This is a genomic window from Paracoccus shandongensis (assembly GCF_017315735.1).
GTDB classification, from domain to species: Bacteria; Pseudomonadota; Alphaproteobacteria; order Rhodobacterales; family Rhodobacteraceae; genus Paracoccus; species Paracoccus shandongensis.
The window spans coordinates 227,366-242,927 of the sequence record NZ_JAFLRK010000001.1 but is presented as its reverse complement, the minus strand read 5'-3'; the positions used below and the strand labels follow the sequence as shown (position 1 = coordinate 242,927).

At 67.4% G+C, this 15,562-nt stretch carries 10 protein-coding genes and 1 tRNA gene; 6 read left to right on the top strand and 5 right to left on the bottom strand.

Features of this window, described 5'->3' with window-relative positions:
* Nucleotides 1–14: 14 nt before the first annotated feature.
* Both JX613_RS01180 and JX613_RS01175 read right to left on the bottom strand, forming a co-directional pair.
* Nucleotides 15–566: a TetR/AcrR family transcriptional regulator gene (locus JX613_RS01180; protein ID WP_207099610.1), complete on the bottom strand. Its 552-nt coding sequence runs from the start codon at nucleotides 564–566 to the stop codon at nucleotides 15–17.
* A 304-nt stretch (nucleotides 567–870) separates the two neighbouring features.
* Nucleotides 871–945: transfer RNA gene (locus tag JX613_RS01175), tRNA-Gly, on the bottom strand.
* A 169-nt stretch (nucleotides 946–1,114) separates the two neighbouring features.
* On the opposite strand from JX613_RS01175, the gene JX613_RS01170 reads away from it, so the two are divergent.
* Together JX613_RS01170 and JX613_RS01165 are read left to right on the top strand one after the other, a co-directional pair.
* Nucleotides 1,115–1,732 carry a DUF5671 domain-containing protein gene (locus JX613_RS01170; protein ID WP_207099609.1) on the top strand — a complete coding sequence of 206 codons (618 nt, stop codon included), beginning with the start codon at nucleotides 1,115–1,117 and terminating at the stop codon, nucleotides 1,730–1,732.
* 19 nt (nucleotides 1,733–1,751) lie between these two features.
* Nucleotides 1,752–2,114 (top strand): hypothetical protein, encoded by a 363-nt coding sequence (locus tag JX613_RS01165; protein WP_207099608.1) that lies wholly within the window; start codon nucleotides 1,752–1,754, stop codon nucleotides 2,112–2,114.
* Nucleotides 2,115–2,118: 4 nt separating this feature from the next.
* On the opposite strand, the gene uvrA is transcribed toward JX613_RS01165, so the two are convergent.
* A complete protein-coding gene (uvrA, locus tag JX613_RS01160; protein WP_207099607.1) occupies nucleotides 2,119–4,971 on the bottom strand; it encodes an excinuclease ABC subunit UvrA in 2,853 nt (950 codons plus the stop codon).
* 182 nt (nucleotides 4,972–5,153) lie between these two features.
* On the opposite strand from uvrA, the gene pyc reads away from it, so the two are divergent.
* Nucleotides 5,154–8,585, top strand: a complete 3,432-nt coding sequence (pyc, locus tag JX613_RS01155; RefSeq protein ID WP_207099606.1) for a pyruvate carboxylase — start codon at nucleotides 5,154–5,156, stop codon at nucleotides 8,583–8,585.
* Between the two features lie 4 nt (nucleotides 8,586–8,589).
* Here the strand turns inward: pyc and JX613_RS01150 are convergent, their stop codons facing one another.
* Both JX613_RS01150 and JX613_RS01145 read right to left on the bottom strand, forming a co-directional pair.
* Nucleotides 8,590–9,987, bottom strand: coding sequence for a hypothetical protein (locus JX613_RS01150; RefSeq protein WP_207099605.1), 1,398 nt, complete (start codon nucleotides 9,985–9,987; stop codon nucleotides 8,590–8,592).
* Between the two features lie 58 nt (nucleotides 9,988–10,045).
* Nucleotides 10,046–11,560, bottom strand: coding sequence for a YifB family Mg chelatase-like AAA ATPase (locus JX613_RS01145; RefSeq protein ID WP_207099604.1), 1,515 nt, complete (start codon nucleotides 11,558–11,560; stop codon nucleotides 10,046–10,048).
* Between the two features lie 126 nt (nucleotides 11,561–11,686).
* Between JX613_RS01145 and coaBC the strand changes: the two genes are divergently transcribed.
* From coaBC to sufB, 3 genes are read left to right on the top strand one after another with little or no spacing between them, the layout of a single operon-like run.
* A complete protein-coding gene (gene coaBC / locus JX613_RS01140; RefSeq protein ID WP_207099603.1) occupies nucleotides 11,687–12,919 on the top strand; it encodes a bifunctional phosphopantothenoylcysteine decarboxylase/phosphopantothenate--cysteine ligase CoaBC in 1,233 nt (410 codons plus the stop codon).
* Complete coding sequence (locus tag JX613_RS01135; RefSeq protein WP_207099602.1) at nucleotides 12,916–13,953, top strand: cysteine desulfurase family protein; 1,038 nt, start codon at nucleotides 12,916–12,918, stop codon at nucleotides 13,951–13,953. The genes coaBC and JX613_RS01135 overlap by 4 nt, the downstream gene beginning before the upstream one ends.
* Nucleotides 13,954–13,984: 31 nt before the next feature.
* Complete coding sequence (gene sufB, locus JX613_RS01130; protein WP_207099601.1) at nucleotides 13,985–15,505, top strand: Fe-S cluster assembly protein SufB; 1,521 nt, start codon at nucleotides 13,985–13,987, stop codon at nucleotides 15,503–15,505.
* The last annotated feature ends 57 nt before the right edge of the window (nucleotides 15,506–15,562 follow it).

Genomic DNA, 15,562 nt, shown 5'->3' with positions numbered 1-15,562 from the left:
AAAGCCGCCCTGCGTCAGCCGACCAGCAGGCGCAGGGCATCCTCGTAGGAGGACAGGTTGACGGGCGTGTCTGGGGGATAGGGCCGGTCCATGCTGAGCGCGGCGAAGCCATGGGTCAGCGCCCAGATCGCCGTTTCAAAGGACGCAGGATGGCGGTCCCCTACGAAGGGCGTCCAGTGGTCCTGGAGGATGGCATAGGCGGCGAGCGCCGCCTGGCGCAGGTCGTTGTCCTCGGTCGGCAACTGGTCGAACATCAGCCGGAACAAGGCCGTCCTGCGCCGGGAAAAGCGGATATAGGCCTGGTTCACCGCCAGCAGGCACAGGAACGGATCGGCATCCGGGGGCAGGGCGTCGCGGGCGCTGACCAGTTCATGCAGAAAGCTGCGGAACCCTTGGGTGGCGATGGCCGTGCGCAAGCCGGGCAGTCCGTTGAAATGATGGGCGGGCGCGGCATGGGATACCCCCGCCCGCGCGGCGATCCGGCGCAAGGTCAGGCCCTCCGTGCCTTCCTCGTCCAGAAGATCCAGTCCGGTCTTGATCAACAGCTGTGGCAGATCTCCGCGCATCGGCATCTTGTTCATCACTCAACTTGACAGTGTAAAGCCAATCGCGGATGGTGGCTTGTCCCGGTTGGTTAACGGCATGCTGGAAAGCGAGACAGCCGTGCCAGCTTGTGTCCTGGGTAAAGGGTTTCCGGGATGCCCGCTTAGGCTCTGGTCTGATATTGTTCGTGTTTTTGTTTCAACGGTGATCAGGCTAGAGCCTTCTTGCGGCATCATAAGCGCCAATGCAGATTCTGCAACCTCCGGTCGAAGGTTTTTGTTTGCGCAAAACAAAAAGGCCGAACCCGAAGGTCCGGCCTTTTTATGTTGGAGCGGGTGATGAGATTCGAACTCACGACCCTAACCTTGGCAAGGTTATGCTCTACCCCTGAGCTACACCCGCATCCGTTCCGTTGGCGCTTCGTCTTGCCGTCTCGCCTTCGGTGAGCGGTGATTTATGGGACTGCGCCGGGGGGCGCAAGAGGAAAAATCATCTTCGATGCGAAATTTTCCAGGCGTTGACAGAACCCTGCAAGGCACGCGAACCTGCGGGCCGGAACAGGGGAAGGGCCATGGCCGCAGCCGAGCAGTTGTCGGATTTCGTGCGCGACGCCCTGGCGGCGGGCCACGACGGCTTGCGCATCCGCGCGGCGTTGCAGGGGGCCGGCTGGACCGCGCCCGAGATCGAGGGCGCCATGACCGCCTGGCAGGATGGGGGCGGGCTGCCGCCGGTGCCGCGCCCGCGCCCCTATGTCTCGGCGCGCGAGGCGATGCTTTATGCGTTGCTGATGATCGCGCTGGTGCTGGTGTGCTTTCATGTGATCAGCCTGGGCTTCCGGGTCATCGACTTGGCCATCCCCGACCTGGCCGAGGCGGGGCCGCCCGACACCTGGTCGATGCGGTTCTCGATCGCGGCCATCCTGGCCTTCCTGCCGCTTTTCGTGATTCTGGATCATCGCATGGCGCGGCGGATCGGCGGGGGCGAGCAGCGGCGCCGGTCGCAGGCGCGGCGGGTCTTTGCCTCGATCACGGTTCTTGCCGCCGCGCTGGTGCTGCTGGGCGATGCCGTGTCGGTCATCTATGCCTTCCTGTCGGGCGACCTGACGCCGCGGCTGGCGGCGAAATGCGCCCTGGTGGCCGTCATGGGCCTGCTGGTGGCCGCCTGCTATCGCGAGGATCTGGATGGCTAGGCGCTGGCCCATATGGGGATTGACCGCATTGTCGCTGGCGGTCCTGGCGGCTGGCATCGCCACGACCGGCGGACCCGCGCAGGGCAGGGCGGAAAAGCGCGACCGGACGCGCGACCGCGACCTGTCCGAAATCCAGTCGCTGCTGTTCTGCAAGGCGCAGCAGGCGGGCCGGGTGGGCACCGACCCCACGCCCATCGAGGCCTGCCCGATGACGCCGCGCCTGGCCGATCCCTTTACCAGCGCGCCTTACCGGATCGAACTGGTGCCGCCCGACAGCATCCGCCTGTGCGCCGGATACGAGACACAGCCGGACATGCCCGGGCAGGGCCGCGACGAATCGGGCTGCACCGTGCAACGGATCGTGGTGGGCCAGCCCGGCTGAACCCTTATTCCGCCGCCCGGACCCGCGCGGGCCGCAGCATCGGCGCCAGATAGCGGCCGGTATGGCTTTCGGGAACCTTGGCCACATCCTCGGGCGTGCCGACCGCCACGATGCGCCCACCGCCGTCGCCGCCCTCGGGACCGATGTCGATGATCCAGTCGGCGGTCTTGATGACATCCAGGTTGTGTTCGATCACCACGACCGTGTTGCCCTGGTCAACCAGCCGGTGCAGCACCTCCAGAAGCTTGCGCACATCCTCGAAATGCAGGCCGGTGGTGGGTTCGTCCAGGATATACAGCGTCTTGCCGGTGGACTGGCGCGACAGTTCCTTGGCCAGCTTCACCCGCTGCGCCTCGCCGCCAGACAAGGTGGTGGCCTGCTGGCCGACCTTGACATAGCCGAGGCCCACCTCCATCAGCGCGTCCATTTTGTTGCGGATGGCGGGCACGGCGGAAAAGAAGCCCTGCGCGTCCTCGACCGTCATGTCCAGCACGTCGGCGATGGACTTGCCCTTGAACTGCACCTCCAGCGTTTCGCGGTTATAGCGCTTGCCCTTGCAGGTTTCGCAGGTGACGTAAACGTCGGGCAGGAAGTGCATCTCGATCTTGATGACGCCGTCGCCCTGGCAAGCCTCGCACCGCCCGCCCTTGACGTTGAAGCTGAAGCGGCCGGGTTTATATCCGCGCGCCTTGGATTCGGGCAGGCCCGCATACCAGTCGCGGATGGGCGTATAGGCGCCGGTATAGGTCGCGGGGTTCGACCGGGGCGTGCGGCCGATGGGGCGCTGGTCGATGTCGATCACCTTGTCCAGATGTTCCAGCCCCGTGATCGTCTCGCAGGGGGCGGGGGTCTGGCGCGCGCCGTTCAGGCGCAGGCTGGCGGTCTTGAACAGCGTCTCGATGGTCAGTGTGGACTTGCCGCCGCCCGACACGCCGGTCACGCAGACGAACTTGCCCAGCGGGAATTCCGCCGTCACGTCCTTGAGGTTGTTGCCCGTCGCCTTGACGACCTTGACCGCCTTGCCGTTGCCCTTGCGGCGTTCGTCGCTGACCGCGATTTCCCGCGCGCCCGACAGGTATTGCCCGGTCAGGCTGGCCGGGTCGGCGGCGATTTCCTCGGGCGTGCCCTGGCTGACGACGGTGCCGCCATGGACGCCCGCGCCCGGCCCCATGTCGAAGACGTAATCCGCGTGGCGGATCGCGTCCTCGTCATGTTCGACCACGATGACCGAGTTGCCCTGGTCGCGCAGCCCCTTCAGCGTGTCCAGCAGCCGGTCGTTGTCGCGCTGGTGCAGCCCGATCGAGGGTTCGTCCAGCACATACAGAACGCCCGTCAGCCCGCTGCCGATCTGGGACGCCAGCCGGATCCGCTGGCTTTCGCCGCCCGACAGCGTCCCCGCCGCGCGCGACAGCGTCAGATAGTCCAGACCCACGTTCACCAGGAAGCCCAGCCGTTCGCGGATTTCCTTGAGGATGGCGTGGGCGATCTCGTTCTTCTGCTTGCTCAGGTGCTGGGGCGCGGCCTGGATCCAGGCCAGGGCCTCCTTGATCGACAGTTCGACCACCTGCCCGATGTGGTTTCCGGCGATCTTGACCGCCAGCGCCTCGTCCTTGAGCCGATAGCCGTGGCAGGCGCCGCAGGGGCGGTTGTTCTGGTAACGCTCGAACTCCTCGCGCACCCACTGGCTGTCGGATTCGCGCATCCGGCGTTCCATGTTGGGGATCACGCCCTCGAACACGCGGGTGACGTTATAGACGCGGCCCGCGTCGTCAAAACGGAAGGGGATCTCCTCGGACCCCGACCCGTGCAGGAACATGCGCCGCACATCCTCGGGCAGATCCTTCCACTTGGTCTTCTTGTCAAAGCCGTAATGCTTGGCCAGCGCGTTGACCGTCTGCGTCAGATAGGCCGATTTCGACTTGGCCCAGGGGGCGATGGCGCCCTTTTCGACGGACAGCGCGGCATCCGGCACGATCAGCCGTTCGTCGAAGAACAGTTCCGCCCCCAACCCGTCGCAAACCGGGCAGGCGCCATAGGGGGCGTTGAAGGAAAACAGCCGCGGCTCGATTTCCGGGATGGTGAAGCCGCTGACGGGGCAGGCGAAGTTTTCGCTGAAGGTCGTGCGTTCGGGCTCATCACCCGCCGTTTCCACGATGGCGATGCCGTCGGCCAGATCCAGCGCGGTGCGCAGCGAATCGGCCAGGCGCGTCTCCAGCCCCTCGCGCACGACGATGCGGTCCACCACCACGTCGATGTCGTGGCGGAACTTCTTGTCCAGGACGGGCGGCTCGTCCAGTTCGTAAAACTGGCCGTTCACCTTGACGCGCTGGAAACCCTGCTTGCGAAGCTCCAGGAATTCCTTGCGGTACTCGCCCTTGCGGTCGCGGACGATGGGCGCCAGCAGATAGGCGCGTGTGCCCTCGGGCATCTCCATGATCCGGTCCACCATGTCCTGGACCTGCTGCGCCTCGATCGGCAGGCCGGTGGCGGGGGAATAGGGCGTGCCCGCGCGGGCAAACAGCAGCCGCAGGTAATCGTAGATTTCCGTGACCGTGCCCACGGTCGAACGGGGGTTCTTCGAGGTGGTCTTCTGCTCAATGCTGATCGCGGGCGACAGGCCGGTGATGTGGTCCACATCGGGCTTGCCCATCATGTCCAGGAACTGCCGGGCATAGGCCGACAGGCTTTCGACATAGCGGCGCTGCCCTTCGGCATAGATCGTGTCGAACGCAAGGCTGGACTTGCCCGAACCCGACAACCCGGTGATGACCACCAGCTTGTCGCGCGGGATGTCCATGTCCACGCCCTTCAGGTTATGCTCGCGCGCGCCGCGAACCTCGATGAACTTCTGTTCCATGACATGTCCCTGGCCGACCAAGCGCATCACATAGGGGCGCGGTTCCAAAAAGCAACCGCAAAATGGGAACATCCCGCGAACACGACCTTGCGTAAACCTTTTGTTGCAGGACAAGTGTGGTGGCGCTTGCGCCGCGCTGCGGCATCGCTAGTCTTCCGCGCAAATCGGATGGGGACGGCGCGATGTTTCAGAAGATCCTTGTAGCGAACCGTGGCGAGATTGCGATCCGCGTGTTGCGGGCGGCCAATGAGCTGGGCAAGCGGACGGTTGCGGTTTACGCCGAGGAGGACAAGCTGGGCCTGCACCGCTTCAAGGCGGACGAGGCGTACCGGATCGGCGCGGGCTTGGGGCCGGTGGCGGCCTATCTGTCGATCCCCGAGATCATCCGGGTGGCCAGGGAGTCGGGCGCCGATGCCATCCATCCGGGCTATGGGCTGCTTTCCGAGAACCCCGACTTCGTGGATGCCTGCGTGGCTGCCGGGATCACCTTCATCGGCCCGCGCGCGGACACCATGCGGGCCTTGGGCGACAAGGCCAGCGCCCGGCGCGTCGCCATTCAGGCGGGCGTGCCGGTGATCCCCGCGACCGAGGTGCTGGGCGAGGACTTCGAGGCGATCAGGGCCGAGGCGGCAGAGATCGGCTATCCGCTGATGCTCAAGGCCTCCTGGGGCGGCGGCGGGCGGGGCATGCGCCCGATCAACGGGCCCGAGGAACTGGTGGACAAGGTCCGCGAGGGCCGCAGGGAAGCGGAAGCCGCCTTCGGCAATGGCGAGGGCTATCTGGAGAAGATGATCCTGCGCGCGCGGCACGTCGAGGTGCAGCTTCTGGGCGACACGCATGGCGGGCTGTATCACCTGTATGAACGCGACTGCACCGTGCAGCGCCGCAACCAGAAGGTCGTGGAACGCGCGCCCGCGCCCTATCTGACGCCCGACCAGCGCGCCGAGGTCTGCGAGCTGGCGCTGAGGATCGGCCGCGCGGTGGGATACCAGAACGCGGGCACGGTCGAGTTCCTGATGGACATGGACAGCCAGCGGTTCTACTTCATCGAGGTGAACCCGCGCGTGCAGGTCGAGCATACCGTGACCGAGGAGGTCACCGGCATCGACATCGTGCAGTCCCAGATCCGCATCGCCGAGGGCGCGACGCTGGCCGAGGCGACGGGCGTCCCCAGCCAGGACAAGATCACCCTCTCGGGCCACGCGCTGCAATGCCGGGTCACGACCGAGGATCCGCTGAACAACTTCATCCCCGATTACGGCCGCATCACCGCCTATCGCAGCGCCACCGGCAACGGCATCCGGCTGGACGGCGGCACGGCCTATTCGGGGGGCGTGATCACGCGCTACTACGACTCGCTGCTGGTCAAGGTCACGGCCTGGGCGCAGACGCCCGAGGGGGCGATCCGGCGCATGGACCGCGCCCTTCGCGAATTCCGGGTGCGGGGGGTTTCGACGAACATCGACTTCGTGATCAACCTCTTGAAGCACCCGACCTTCCTCGACGACACCTATACGACCAAGTTCATCGACACCACGCCCGAGCTGTTCCAGTTCGACAAGCGCCAGGACCGCGCCACGCGGATCCTGACCTATCTGGCCGACATCAGCGTGAACGGGCATCCCGAGACGGCGGGGCGCCCGAGGCCGCCCGCCCAAGCCCGGCCCCCCGTGCCCCCCGCGCCGAAGGGCGATCCCGCGCCCGGCACCCGGCAGATGCTGGAGGAGAAGGGCGCGCAGGCGGTGGCCGACTGGATGGCCGCGCAGACGCGCCTGCTGGTCACCGACACCACCATGCGCGACGGCCACCAGTCGCTGCTGGCCACCCGCATGCGCTCCATCGACATGATCCGCGTGGCGCCCGCCTATGCCGCCAACCTGCCCGGCCTGTTCAGCGTCGAATGCTGGGGGGGCGCGACTTTCGATGTGGCCTATCGCTTCCTGCAGGAATGCCCTTGGCAGCGGCTGCGCGACATCCGCGCGCGGATGCCCAACCTGATGACGCAGATGCTGCTCAGGGCCTCGAACGGCGTGGGCTACACCAACTATCCCGACAACGTGGTGCAAAGCTTCGTGCGGCAGGCGGCGGCAAGCGGCGTCGACGTGTTCCGCGTCTTCGACAGCCTCAACTGGGTCGAGAACATGCGCGTGGCCATGGACGCGGTGATCGAGACCGGCAAGATCTGCGAAGGCACGGTCTGCTATACCGGCGACATGCTGGACCCCGAGCGGTCCAAGTACGACCTGGCCTACTACGTCCGCACCGCCCGGGACCTGAAGGCCGCGGGCGCCCATGTGCTGGGCCTGAAGGACATGGCGGGCCTTCTGAAGCCCGCCGCAGCCCGCATCCTGATCCGTGCGCTGAAGGAGGAGGTCGGCCTGCCCGTCCACTTCCACACCCACGACACCTCGGGCCTGGCCGGGGCGACCATCCTGGCCGCCACTGATGCGGGCGTGGACGCGGTGGATGCGGCCATGGACGCCTTCTCGGGCGGCACCTCGCAGCCCTGCCTCGGCTCGATCGTCGCGGCGCTGGAGGGGACCGAGCGCGACACCGGCCTCGACATCGCGGCGATCCGCCAGATCAGCAACTACTGGGAACGCGTGCGCGAGCAATACGCGGCCTTCGAGAGCGGCCTGCAGTCGCCCGCCTCCGAGGTCTATCTCCACGAGATGCCGGGCGGGCAGTTCACCAACCTCAAGGCGCAGGCGCGATCCATGGGGCTCGAGGACCGCTGGCACGAGGTGGCGCAGGCTTACGCCGACGTGAACCGGATGTTCGGCGACATCGTCAAGGTCACGCCGTCCTCGAAGGTCGTGGGCGACATGGCGCTGATGATGGTGGCCCAGGGGCTGACGCCCCAGCAGGTCATGGACCCGGCCGTCGAGGTCAGCTTCCCCGACAGCGTGGTGGACATGATGAAGGGCAACCTGGGCCAGCCCCCCGGCGGCTGGCCCGAGGCCTTGCAGCGGAAGGTCCTGAAGGGCGAGGCGCCCATCACCGACCGCCCCGGCGCGCATCTGCCCCCCGTGGACATCGAGGCCGCGCGCGCCAAGCTTTCCGAAGACCTGGGCGCCGAGATCGACGACGAGGACCTGAACGGCTGGCTGATGTATCCCAAGGTCTTCACCGACTACCGCGCCCGCCACGAGACCTATGGCCCGGTGCGCGTCCTGCCCACCCGCACCTTCTTCTACGGCATGGAGCCGGGAGACGAGATCAGCGTCGAGATCGACCCGGGCAAGACCCTGGAGGTGCGCCTGCTAACCCTGGGCGAGACCGACGAGAAGGGCGAGGTCAAGGTCTTCTTCGAACTGAACGGCCAGCCCCGCCAGGTCCGCGTCCCCAACCGCAAGGCCACCGGCACGAAGGCCGCCCGCCCCAAGGCCGACCCGTCGAACGCGGGCCATGTCGCCGCGCCGATGCCGGGCGTGGTGGCCTCGGTCGCGGCCAGCGCGGGCGCACGCGTCCGCCAGGGCGACCTCCTGCTGACCATCGAGGCCATGAAGATGGAAACCGCCCTCCACGCCGACCGCGACGGCACCGTCAAGGCCATCCACGTCAAACCCGGAGAACAGATCGACGCAAAGGATCTGCTCGTGGAAGTGGAGTAGGTGCCTACAGCAGGGCCGCGGCGGTCAGCACCCACAGGGTCAGCGCCGCGCCCGTCGCCAGCGCGTAAAGACCGTTCCAGCGCGTCCCGGCTTGGCGCGCATCCACCCCGCCCAGCTTGCCGACCAGCAGGACGGATGCGGTGAAGGGCGATGTGTTGCCGCTGATCGCCCAGCCTCCGGTGATCGCCACGACCATGGCCGTGGGATGGATGCCAAGCGCGGCGGGCGCGGGCAGCAGCGGCACCAGCAGCGACACGGCCAGAATCGGGTTCATGCCGATCTGGCCGGTCAGCGGGATGATCCAGACCAGCGCCGCCAGGATCAGCAGGGGCGGGATGGCCGACAGGTCCGGCCCATGCGCCTGCATGACGGGCACCAGCAGGGTTGACCCCAGGCTGCCGATGAAGCCCGCCATGAACAGCAGGATGACCTCTCCGCGATAGCCCGCCATGTCCCGCGTGGCGAACTGGCCGATGCGCGCGCCAAGCGTGGCCGCGCGTCCGCCGGGCAGGGGCGGCAGGATCAGGATCCAGGCCATGGCGATCAGCGGCACCACGGTCATGACTGCGCCGGTCACGGCAACGCCGGTCGCCAGGTGCAGCGCAAGGGTGCTGCCCACGACGATGGCCAGCAGCACCAGCAGGGGGCGCAGGCGCAGCAGCCAACTGTCGGTCTCTACCGCGCGCGGCGGGGGCGGGGCGGACAGGTGCGGCCTGAACAGCGTATCCAGCAGCCAGCCGATGCCGATCATCAGGGCGGAACTGACCAGGCAGAAGCCGACGGCCTGCGGCCAGGACGCGCCCTGCACCACCGGGATCGTGACCGCCATCGACAGCGCCATCGGCGACCAGCAGATCGTCGAGGCAAAGCCCCGCTGGATCGCCACCAGCATCCGGCGCAGCCGGTGGCGGCGCAGGTCGCCGTCCGCCTCTTGCGCGGTGCTTTCGGCCGCCAGCGATCCCAGCAGCGAGATGGACCCGTAAAGCAGGATCAGCCCGAACAGGTGCCCCCCGACGGTCAGCGCCAGATAGCGGCGGCCGGGCGGCTGGCGGGCCAGGAAGCGGCCGCAATCCAGGATCGCCTGCGACCCGATGGCGGCGCTGCGCAGGGCCGACAGCGCGGTGAACAGGGCGATGATGAAGGCGCCGCGCGTCAGCGCCGTCAGCGTGGCGTCGACCCAGTCGGGGCGGGTAGCAGCGGCCCAGGCGACCAGCGCCAGCCCGACCGCCACGAAGGCCAGCCGCGACGGGGGCGCGGTCAGTGAAAACAGCGCCAGGGCGCCCACCAGCAGCATGGCGGCAACGATGGCGAAGCCTTGCCCGGCGCCGTATTCGTGCGGGATCGTCGCCAAAAGCGCGAGGGCGGTCAGGATGCCGCCGATCCGGGCGCTGATGGGGGGCATGGTCCGGCTCCGTCAGGGTCATCCCGCCATAGCGCCGCCTTGCACGCTGCGCAATTCGTCAGCCGCCCGCGACAAAGGGCAGGCGATAGCTGATCGCCTCGGCCAGATGGGGCGAACGGACGGTGGCGGACCCGGCCAGGTCGGCGATGGTGCGCGCGGTGCGCAGGATGCGGTGATAGCCGCGCGCGGTCAGGCCCAGCCGTTCGGATGCCTTCAGGATCAGCGCGCGGCCTTCCTCGTCCGGCGCGGCGATCTGGTCCAGCAGGCTGCCCGAGGCCTCGGCATTCACGCGGACCTGCGGATGGTCGCGGAACCGCGCGGCCTGTACCTGCCGCGCCGCCGCCACCCGCGCGGCGATCTGCGCGGACGTGTCCCCGCCCGAGGGCAGTTCCAGGTCCAGGAAGCTGACCGCCGGAACCTCCAGCCGCAAATCGAAGCGGTCCATCAGCGGGCCCGAGATCTTGCCCATGTAGTCGCCCCCGCAGGTGGGTGCGCGCGAACAGGCGCGGGCCGCATCGGCCAGATAGCCGCAGCGGCAGGGATTGGCGGCGGCGATCAGCAGGAAGCGGCAGGGATAGCGGATATGGGCATTGGCGCGGGCCACCACGACTTCGCCGGTTTCAATCGGCTGGCGCAGGGTTTCCAGAACCTGCCGGGGGAATTCGGGAAACTCGTCCATGAACAGGACGCCGTTATGGGCAAGGCTGATTTCCCCCGGCTTGGCGCCGCGCCCGCCGCCGACGATGGCGGCCATGGACGCGGTGTGATGCGGTTCGCGGAAGGGCGCGCGGCGCGAGATGCCCCCGTCGTCAAGGGTGCCCGCAAGGGAATGGATCATCGAGGTTTCCAGCGCCTCGGCCGCGCCCAGGGGTGGCATCAGGCCGGGCAGGCGGGCGGCCAGCATCGACTTGCCCGCGCCCGGCGGTCCGACCATCAGCAGATGATGCCGGCCAGCCGCCGCGATCTCCAGGGCGCGCTTGGCGCGTTCCTGGCCCTTGACCTCGGACAGGCAGCCCCTGCTGACCGTGCCGTCGATCATGCCTGGCTGCGCGCGGGCGATGGGGGCGCGGTCGGTCAGGTGGTCGATGACCTCGCGCAGCGTGGCGGGGGCCAGGACCGGGACGGCATCGACCCAAGCGGCCTCGGGTCCGCAGGCGCGGGGGCAGATGAGGGCGCGGTCATCTTCGGCCGCGGCCATGGCGGCGGGCAGGGCGCCCGTCACCGCGACCAGCCGTCCGTCCAGCGCGAGTTCCCCCAAGGCCACGCAGCGCGACAGTTCCTCGGACGGGATGATCTCAAGCGCGGCCAGGATCGCAAGGGCGATGGGCAGGTCGAAATGGGATCCTTCCTTGGGCAGGTCTGCGGGCGACAGGTTCACCGTCAGCCGCCGGTTCGGCATGGCGATGCACAGTGCGCCGAAGGCGGCCTTCACCCGCTCGCGCGCCTCGCTGACGGCCTTGTCGGGCAGGCCCACGATGGCGAAGCCCGGCAGGCCCGCCGCGACGGAACACTGAACCTCGACCAGCCGCGCCTCGATCCCCTCGAAGGCGACGGAATAGGCGATTGCGACCATGGCTTCCCCTTTGCGTTCCGGGGATGGTTAACGGGGCGGGTTTAAGGAAAGGTTAACGGGCGGCCCTTGCTTGCGAGGCAGGGGCCGGGGGGCTATGTGACAGGGGCGCAAGGTCATGGGGGCAAGATGAACGGCAAGCGTATCCTGCTGATCGTGGGCGGCGGCATCGCGGCCATGAAGGTGCCGGCGCTGATCCGCCTGCTGCGCGCCGAGGGCGCCGCCGTGACCCCGGTTCTGACGCAGGCGGGGGCGCAGTTCACCACCGCCATGACGGTATCGGTGCTGGCCGGAGAGGCCGCGCACGAGGGCCTGTGGGACATCGCGGCCGAGGCCGAGATCGGCCATATCCAGTTGTCGCGCAATGCCGACCTGGTGGTGGTGGCGCCCGCCACCGCCGATCTGCTGGCCAAGATGGCGCATGGGCTGGCGGACGACCTGGCGTCCACGCTGCTGCTGGCGACCGACAAGCGGGTGCTGGTCGCGCCCGCGATGAACGTGCGGATGTGGCACCACCCGGCGACGCAGCGGAACCTGCGGACCCTGCGCGACGACGGCATCCTGTTCGTCGGTCCCGAGGACGGCGACATGGCCTGCGGCGAATACGGCACCGGCCGCATGTCCGAACCCGAGGCGATCGTCGAGGCGATCCGCGACGAACTGGCCCCGCAGCCCCTGAAGCTTCTGCCCGAGGCGCAGGTGCGCACGGGCGCGCTGTCGGGGCGGCATGTGATCGTGACCTCGGGCCCCACGCATGAACCCATCGACCCGGTGCGATACATCGCCAACCGATCCTCTGGCGCGCAGGGGACGGCGATTGCCGCCGCGCTGCGCGACATGGGCGCGCGGGTCAGCTTTGTCACCGGCCCGGCGGACGTGGTCCCGCCCGAGGGGGTCGAGGTGATCCGCGTCCAGACCGCCCGGCAGATGCGCGACGCGGTGGAAGCCGCGCTGCCTGCGGATGCGGCGGTGATGGCGGCGGCCGTGGCGGATTGGCGGATCCGCAACTCATCGGCGAAGAAGATGAAGAAGGACGGGACCGGCAAGCCGCCGGTGCTGGAGATGACCGAGAACCCCGACATCCTGGCCTGGATCAGCCAGCCGGGCGCGCGGCGTCCCCCGCTGGTGGTGGGCTTTGCGGCGGAAACCAACGACGTGGTGGCGCACGCCACCGACAAGCGCCTGCGCAAGGGCTGCGACTGGATCGTCGCCAACGATGTCAGCGAAGGCACCGGCATCATGGGCGGGACGGAAAACGCCGTGACCGTCATCACCGACGAGGGCGCCGAGGAATGGCCGCGCATGGCCAAGGACGCCGTGGCCCGCCGCCTGGCGCAGAAGATCGCGGGGGTGATCGGATGAGAACCTATCTGGACTGGAACGCCACCACGCCCCTGCGCGACGAGGCCAAGGCCGCGATGCGCGCGGGGATGGAGATCGTGGGCAACCCCTCATCCGTCCATACCGAGGGGCGCGCGGCCAAGATGGCGATGGAACGCGCGCGCGAGGAACTGGCCGCCGCCCTGGGCGCGGAGGGGGCGGACGTGATCTTCACCTCGGGCACGACCGAGGCTGCGGCCATGGTACTGGCGGGGGGCGGCATCCATTGCGCGCCGGTGGAACACAGCGCGGTCAAGGTCTGGTGCGAACAGGATCTGGCGGTGGACGGCGACGGCATCGTCACGGTGCCCGATCCCGCGCAGGCCAGCCTGCAACTGGCGAACAACGAAACCGGCGTGATCCAGGATCTGCCGCAGGGGCTGGCGTCCAGCGACCTGACGCAGGCCTTCGGCAAGATCCCCTTCGCCTTTAACTGGCTGGACATCACCGCCGGTTTCGTCAGCGCGCACAAGCTGGGCGGGCCCAAGGGCATCGGCGCGCTGATCGTGAAACGCGGCACCGACGTGCCCGCGCTGATCCGCGGCGGGGGCCAGGAACAGGGCCGCCGCGGCGGGACCGAGAACCTGATCGGCATCCTGGGCTTTGCCGCGGCGGCCACGGCGGCGCAGAAGGATCTGGAGGCGGGCCTGTGGGACCAGGTCGCCGCCCGCCGCGACGCGCTGGAGGAACGGATGCTGTCGCTGCCCGGCACAATCGTCGCCGGAAAGGGCGCCAGGCGCTTGCCGAACACGACCTGCCTTCTTACATCGGGATGGAAGGGTGAAACCCAGGTCATGCAGATGGATCTGGCGGGCTTTGCCATTTCGGCGGGCTCGGCCTGTTCTTCGGGCAAGGTCCGGGCCAGCGGCGTGCTGGGGGCCATGGGTTTCGACGATAAGGCCGCGCAATCGGCAATTCGGATCTCGATAAGCCCGGCTATGGGCGACGATCAGGTGAACCGATTTGCGGATGCGTGGGAAAGCGCGTATTCACGTTGGCGCGAACGGAACGGCTAGGCGACACACCCGGCCTGAGGAAGGACAAAGGATGACTGCAACCACCGATCTTGACGTGCGCGAGGGCGTTGACCGCGAAACGGTCGAGGCCGTGCAAAGCATTGGCAGCTACAAATACGGCTGGGATACCGAGATCGAGATGGACTATGCCCCCAAGGGGCTGAACGAAGACATCGTCCGCCTGATCTCGGCCAAGAACAACGAACCGGAATGGATGACGGAATGGCGGCTGGAAGCCTATCGCCGCTGGCTGACCATGACGGAACCGAAATGGGCGATGCTGAACTATCCTGAGATCGACTATCAGGACCAGTATTACTATGCCCGCCCGAAAAGCATGGAAACGAAGCCCAAGTCCCTGGACGAGGTCGATCCCAAGCTGCTGGCGACCTATGAAAAGCTGGGCATCCCGCTGAATGAACAACTGATCCTGGCCGGGGTCGAGACGACCGAGGAGGGCCGCGCCGACGGCCGCCGCGTGGCCGTCGATGCGGTGTTCGATTCCGTGTCGGTGGGCACGACCTTCAAGGAGGAATTGGCCAAGGCCGGGGTGATCTTCTGTTCCATCAGCGAGGCGATCCGCGAGCATCCCGAGCTGGTGAAGAAGTATCTGGGCAGCGTCGTGCCGCAGTCGGACAACTATTTCGCCACGCTGAACAGCGCGGTGTTTTCCGACGGATCGTTCGTTTACATTCCCAAGGGCGTGCGCTGCCCGATGGAACTGTCCACCTATTTCCGCATCAACGCGGAAAACACCGGCCAGTTCGAACGCACGCTGATCATCGCCGACAAGGGCAGCCATGTCAGCTATCTGGAAGGCTGCACCGCGCCCAAGCGCGACACCCACCAATTGCACGCGGCGGTCGTGGAAATCGTCGTGCTGGAGGATGCCGAGGTCAAGTATTCCACCGTCCAGAACTGGTATCCGGGCGACGAGGAAGGCAAGGGCGGCATCTACAACTTCGTCACCAAGCGCGCCGACTGCCGCGAGGCCCGCGCCAAGGTGATGTGGACGCAGGTGGAAACCGGCAGCGCGATCACCTGGAAATACCCGTCCTGCATCCTGCGGGGCGAGGAATCCCAGGGCGAGTTCTATTCCATCGCCATCGCCAACAACCATCAGCAGGCCGATACCGGCACCAAGATGATCCATCTGGGCCGCAACACCCGGTCGCGCATCGTGTCCAAGGGGATCTCGGCGGGCCGCGCCCAGAACACCTATCGCGGCCTGGTGACGATGCACCCGCGCGCCACCAACAGCCGCAACTATACGCAATGTGACAGTCTGCTGATCGGCGACCAATGCGGGGCGCATACTGTGCCCTATATCGAGGTCAAGAACACCAGCAGCCGCGTGGAACACGAGGCGACCACTAGCAAGGTCGATGACGACCAGTTGTTCTATTGCCGCCAGCGCGGCATGGACGAGGAGGAGGCCGTGGCCCTGGTCGTCAACGGCTTCTGCCGCGAGGTGTTGCAGGCCCTGCCCATGGAGTTCGCCATGGAGGCGCAGGCGCTGGTCGCCATTTCGCTGGAAGGTTCGGTCGGCTGAGGCCGCGAAGGATTTGATGATGGTGCCGGGCTTTCGGCACCGACGCCACCATCTGAT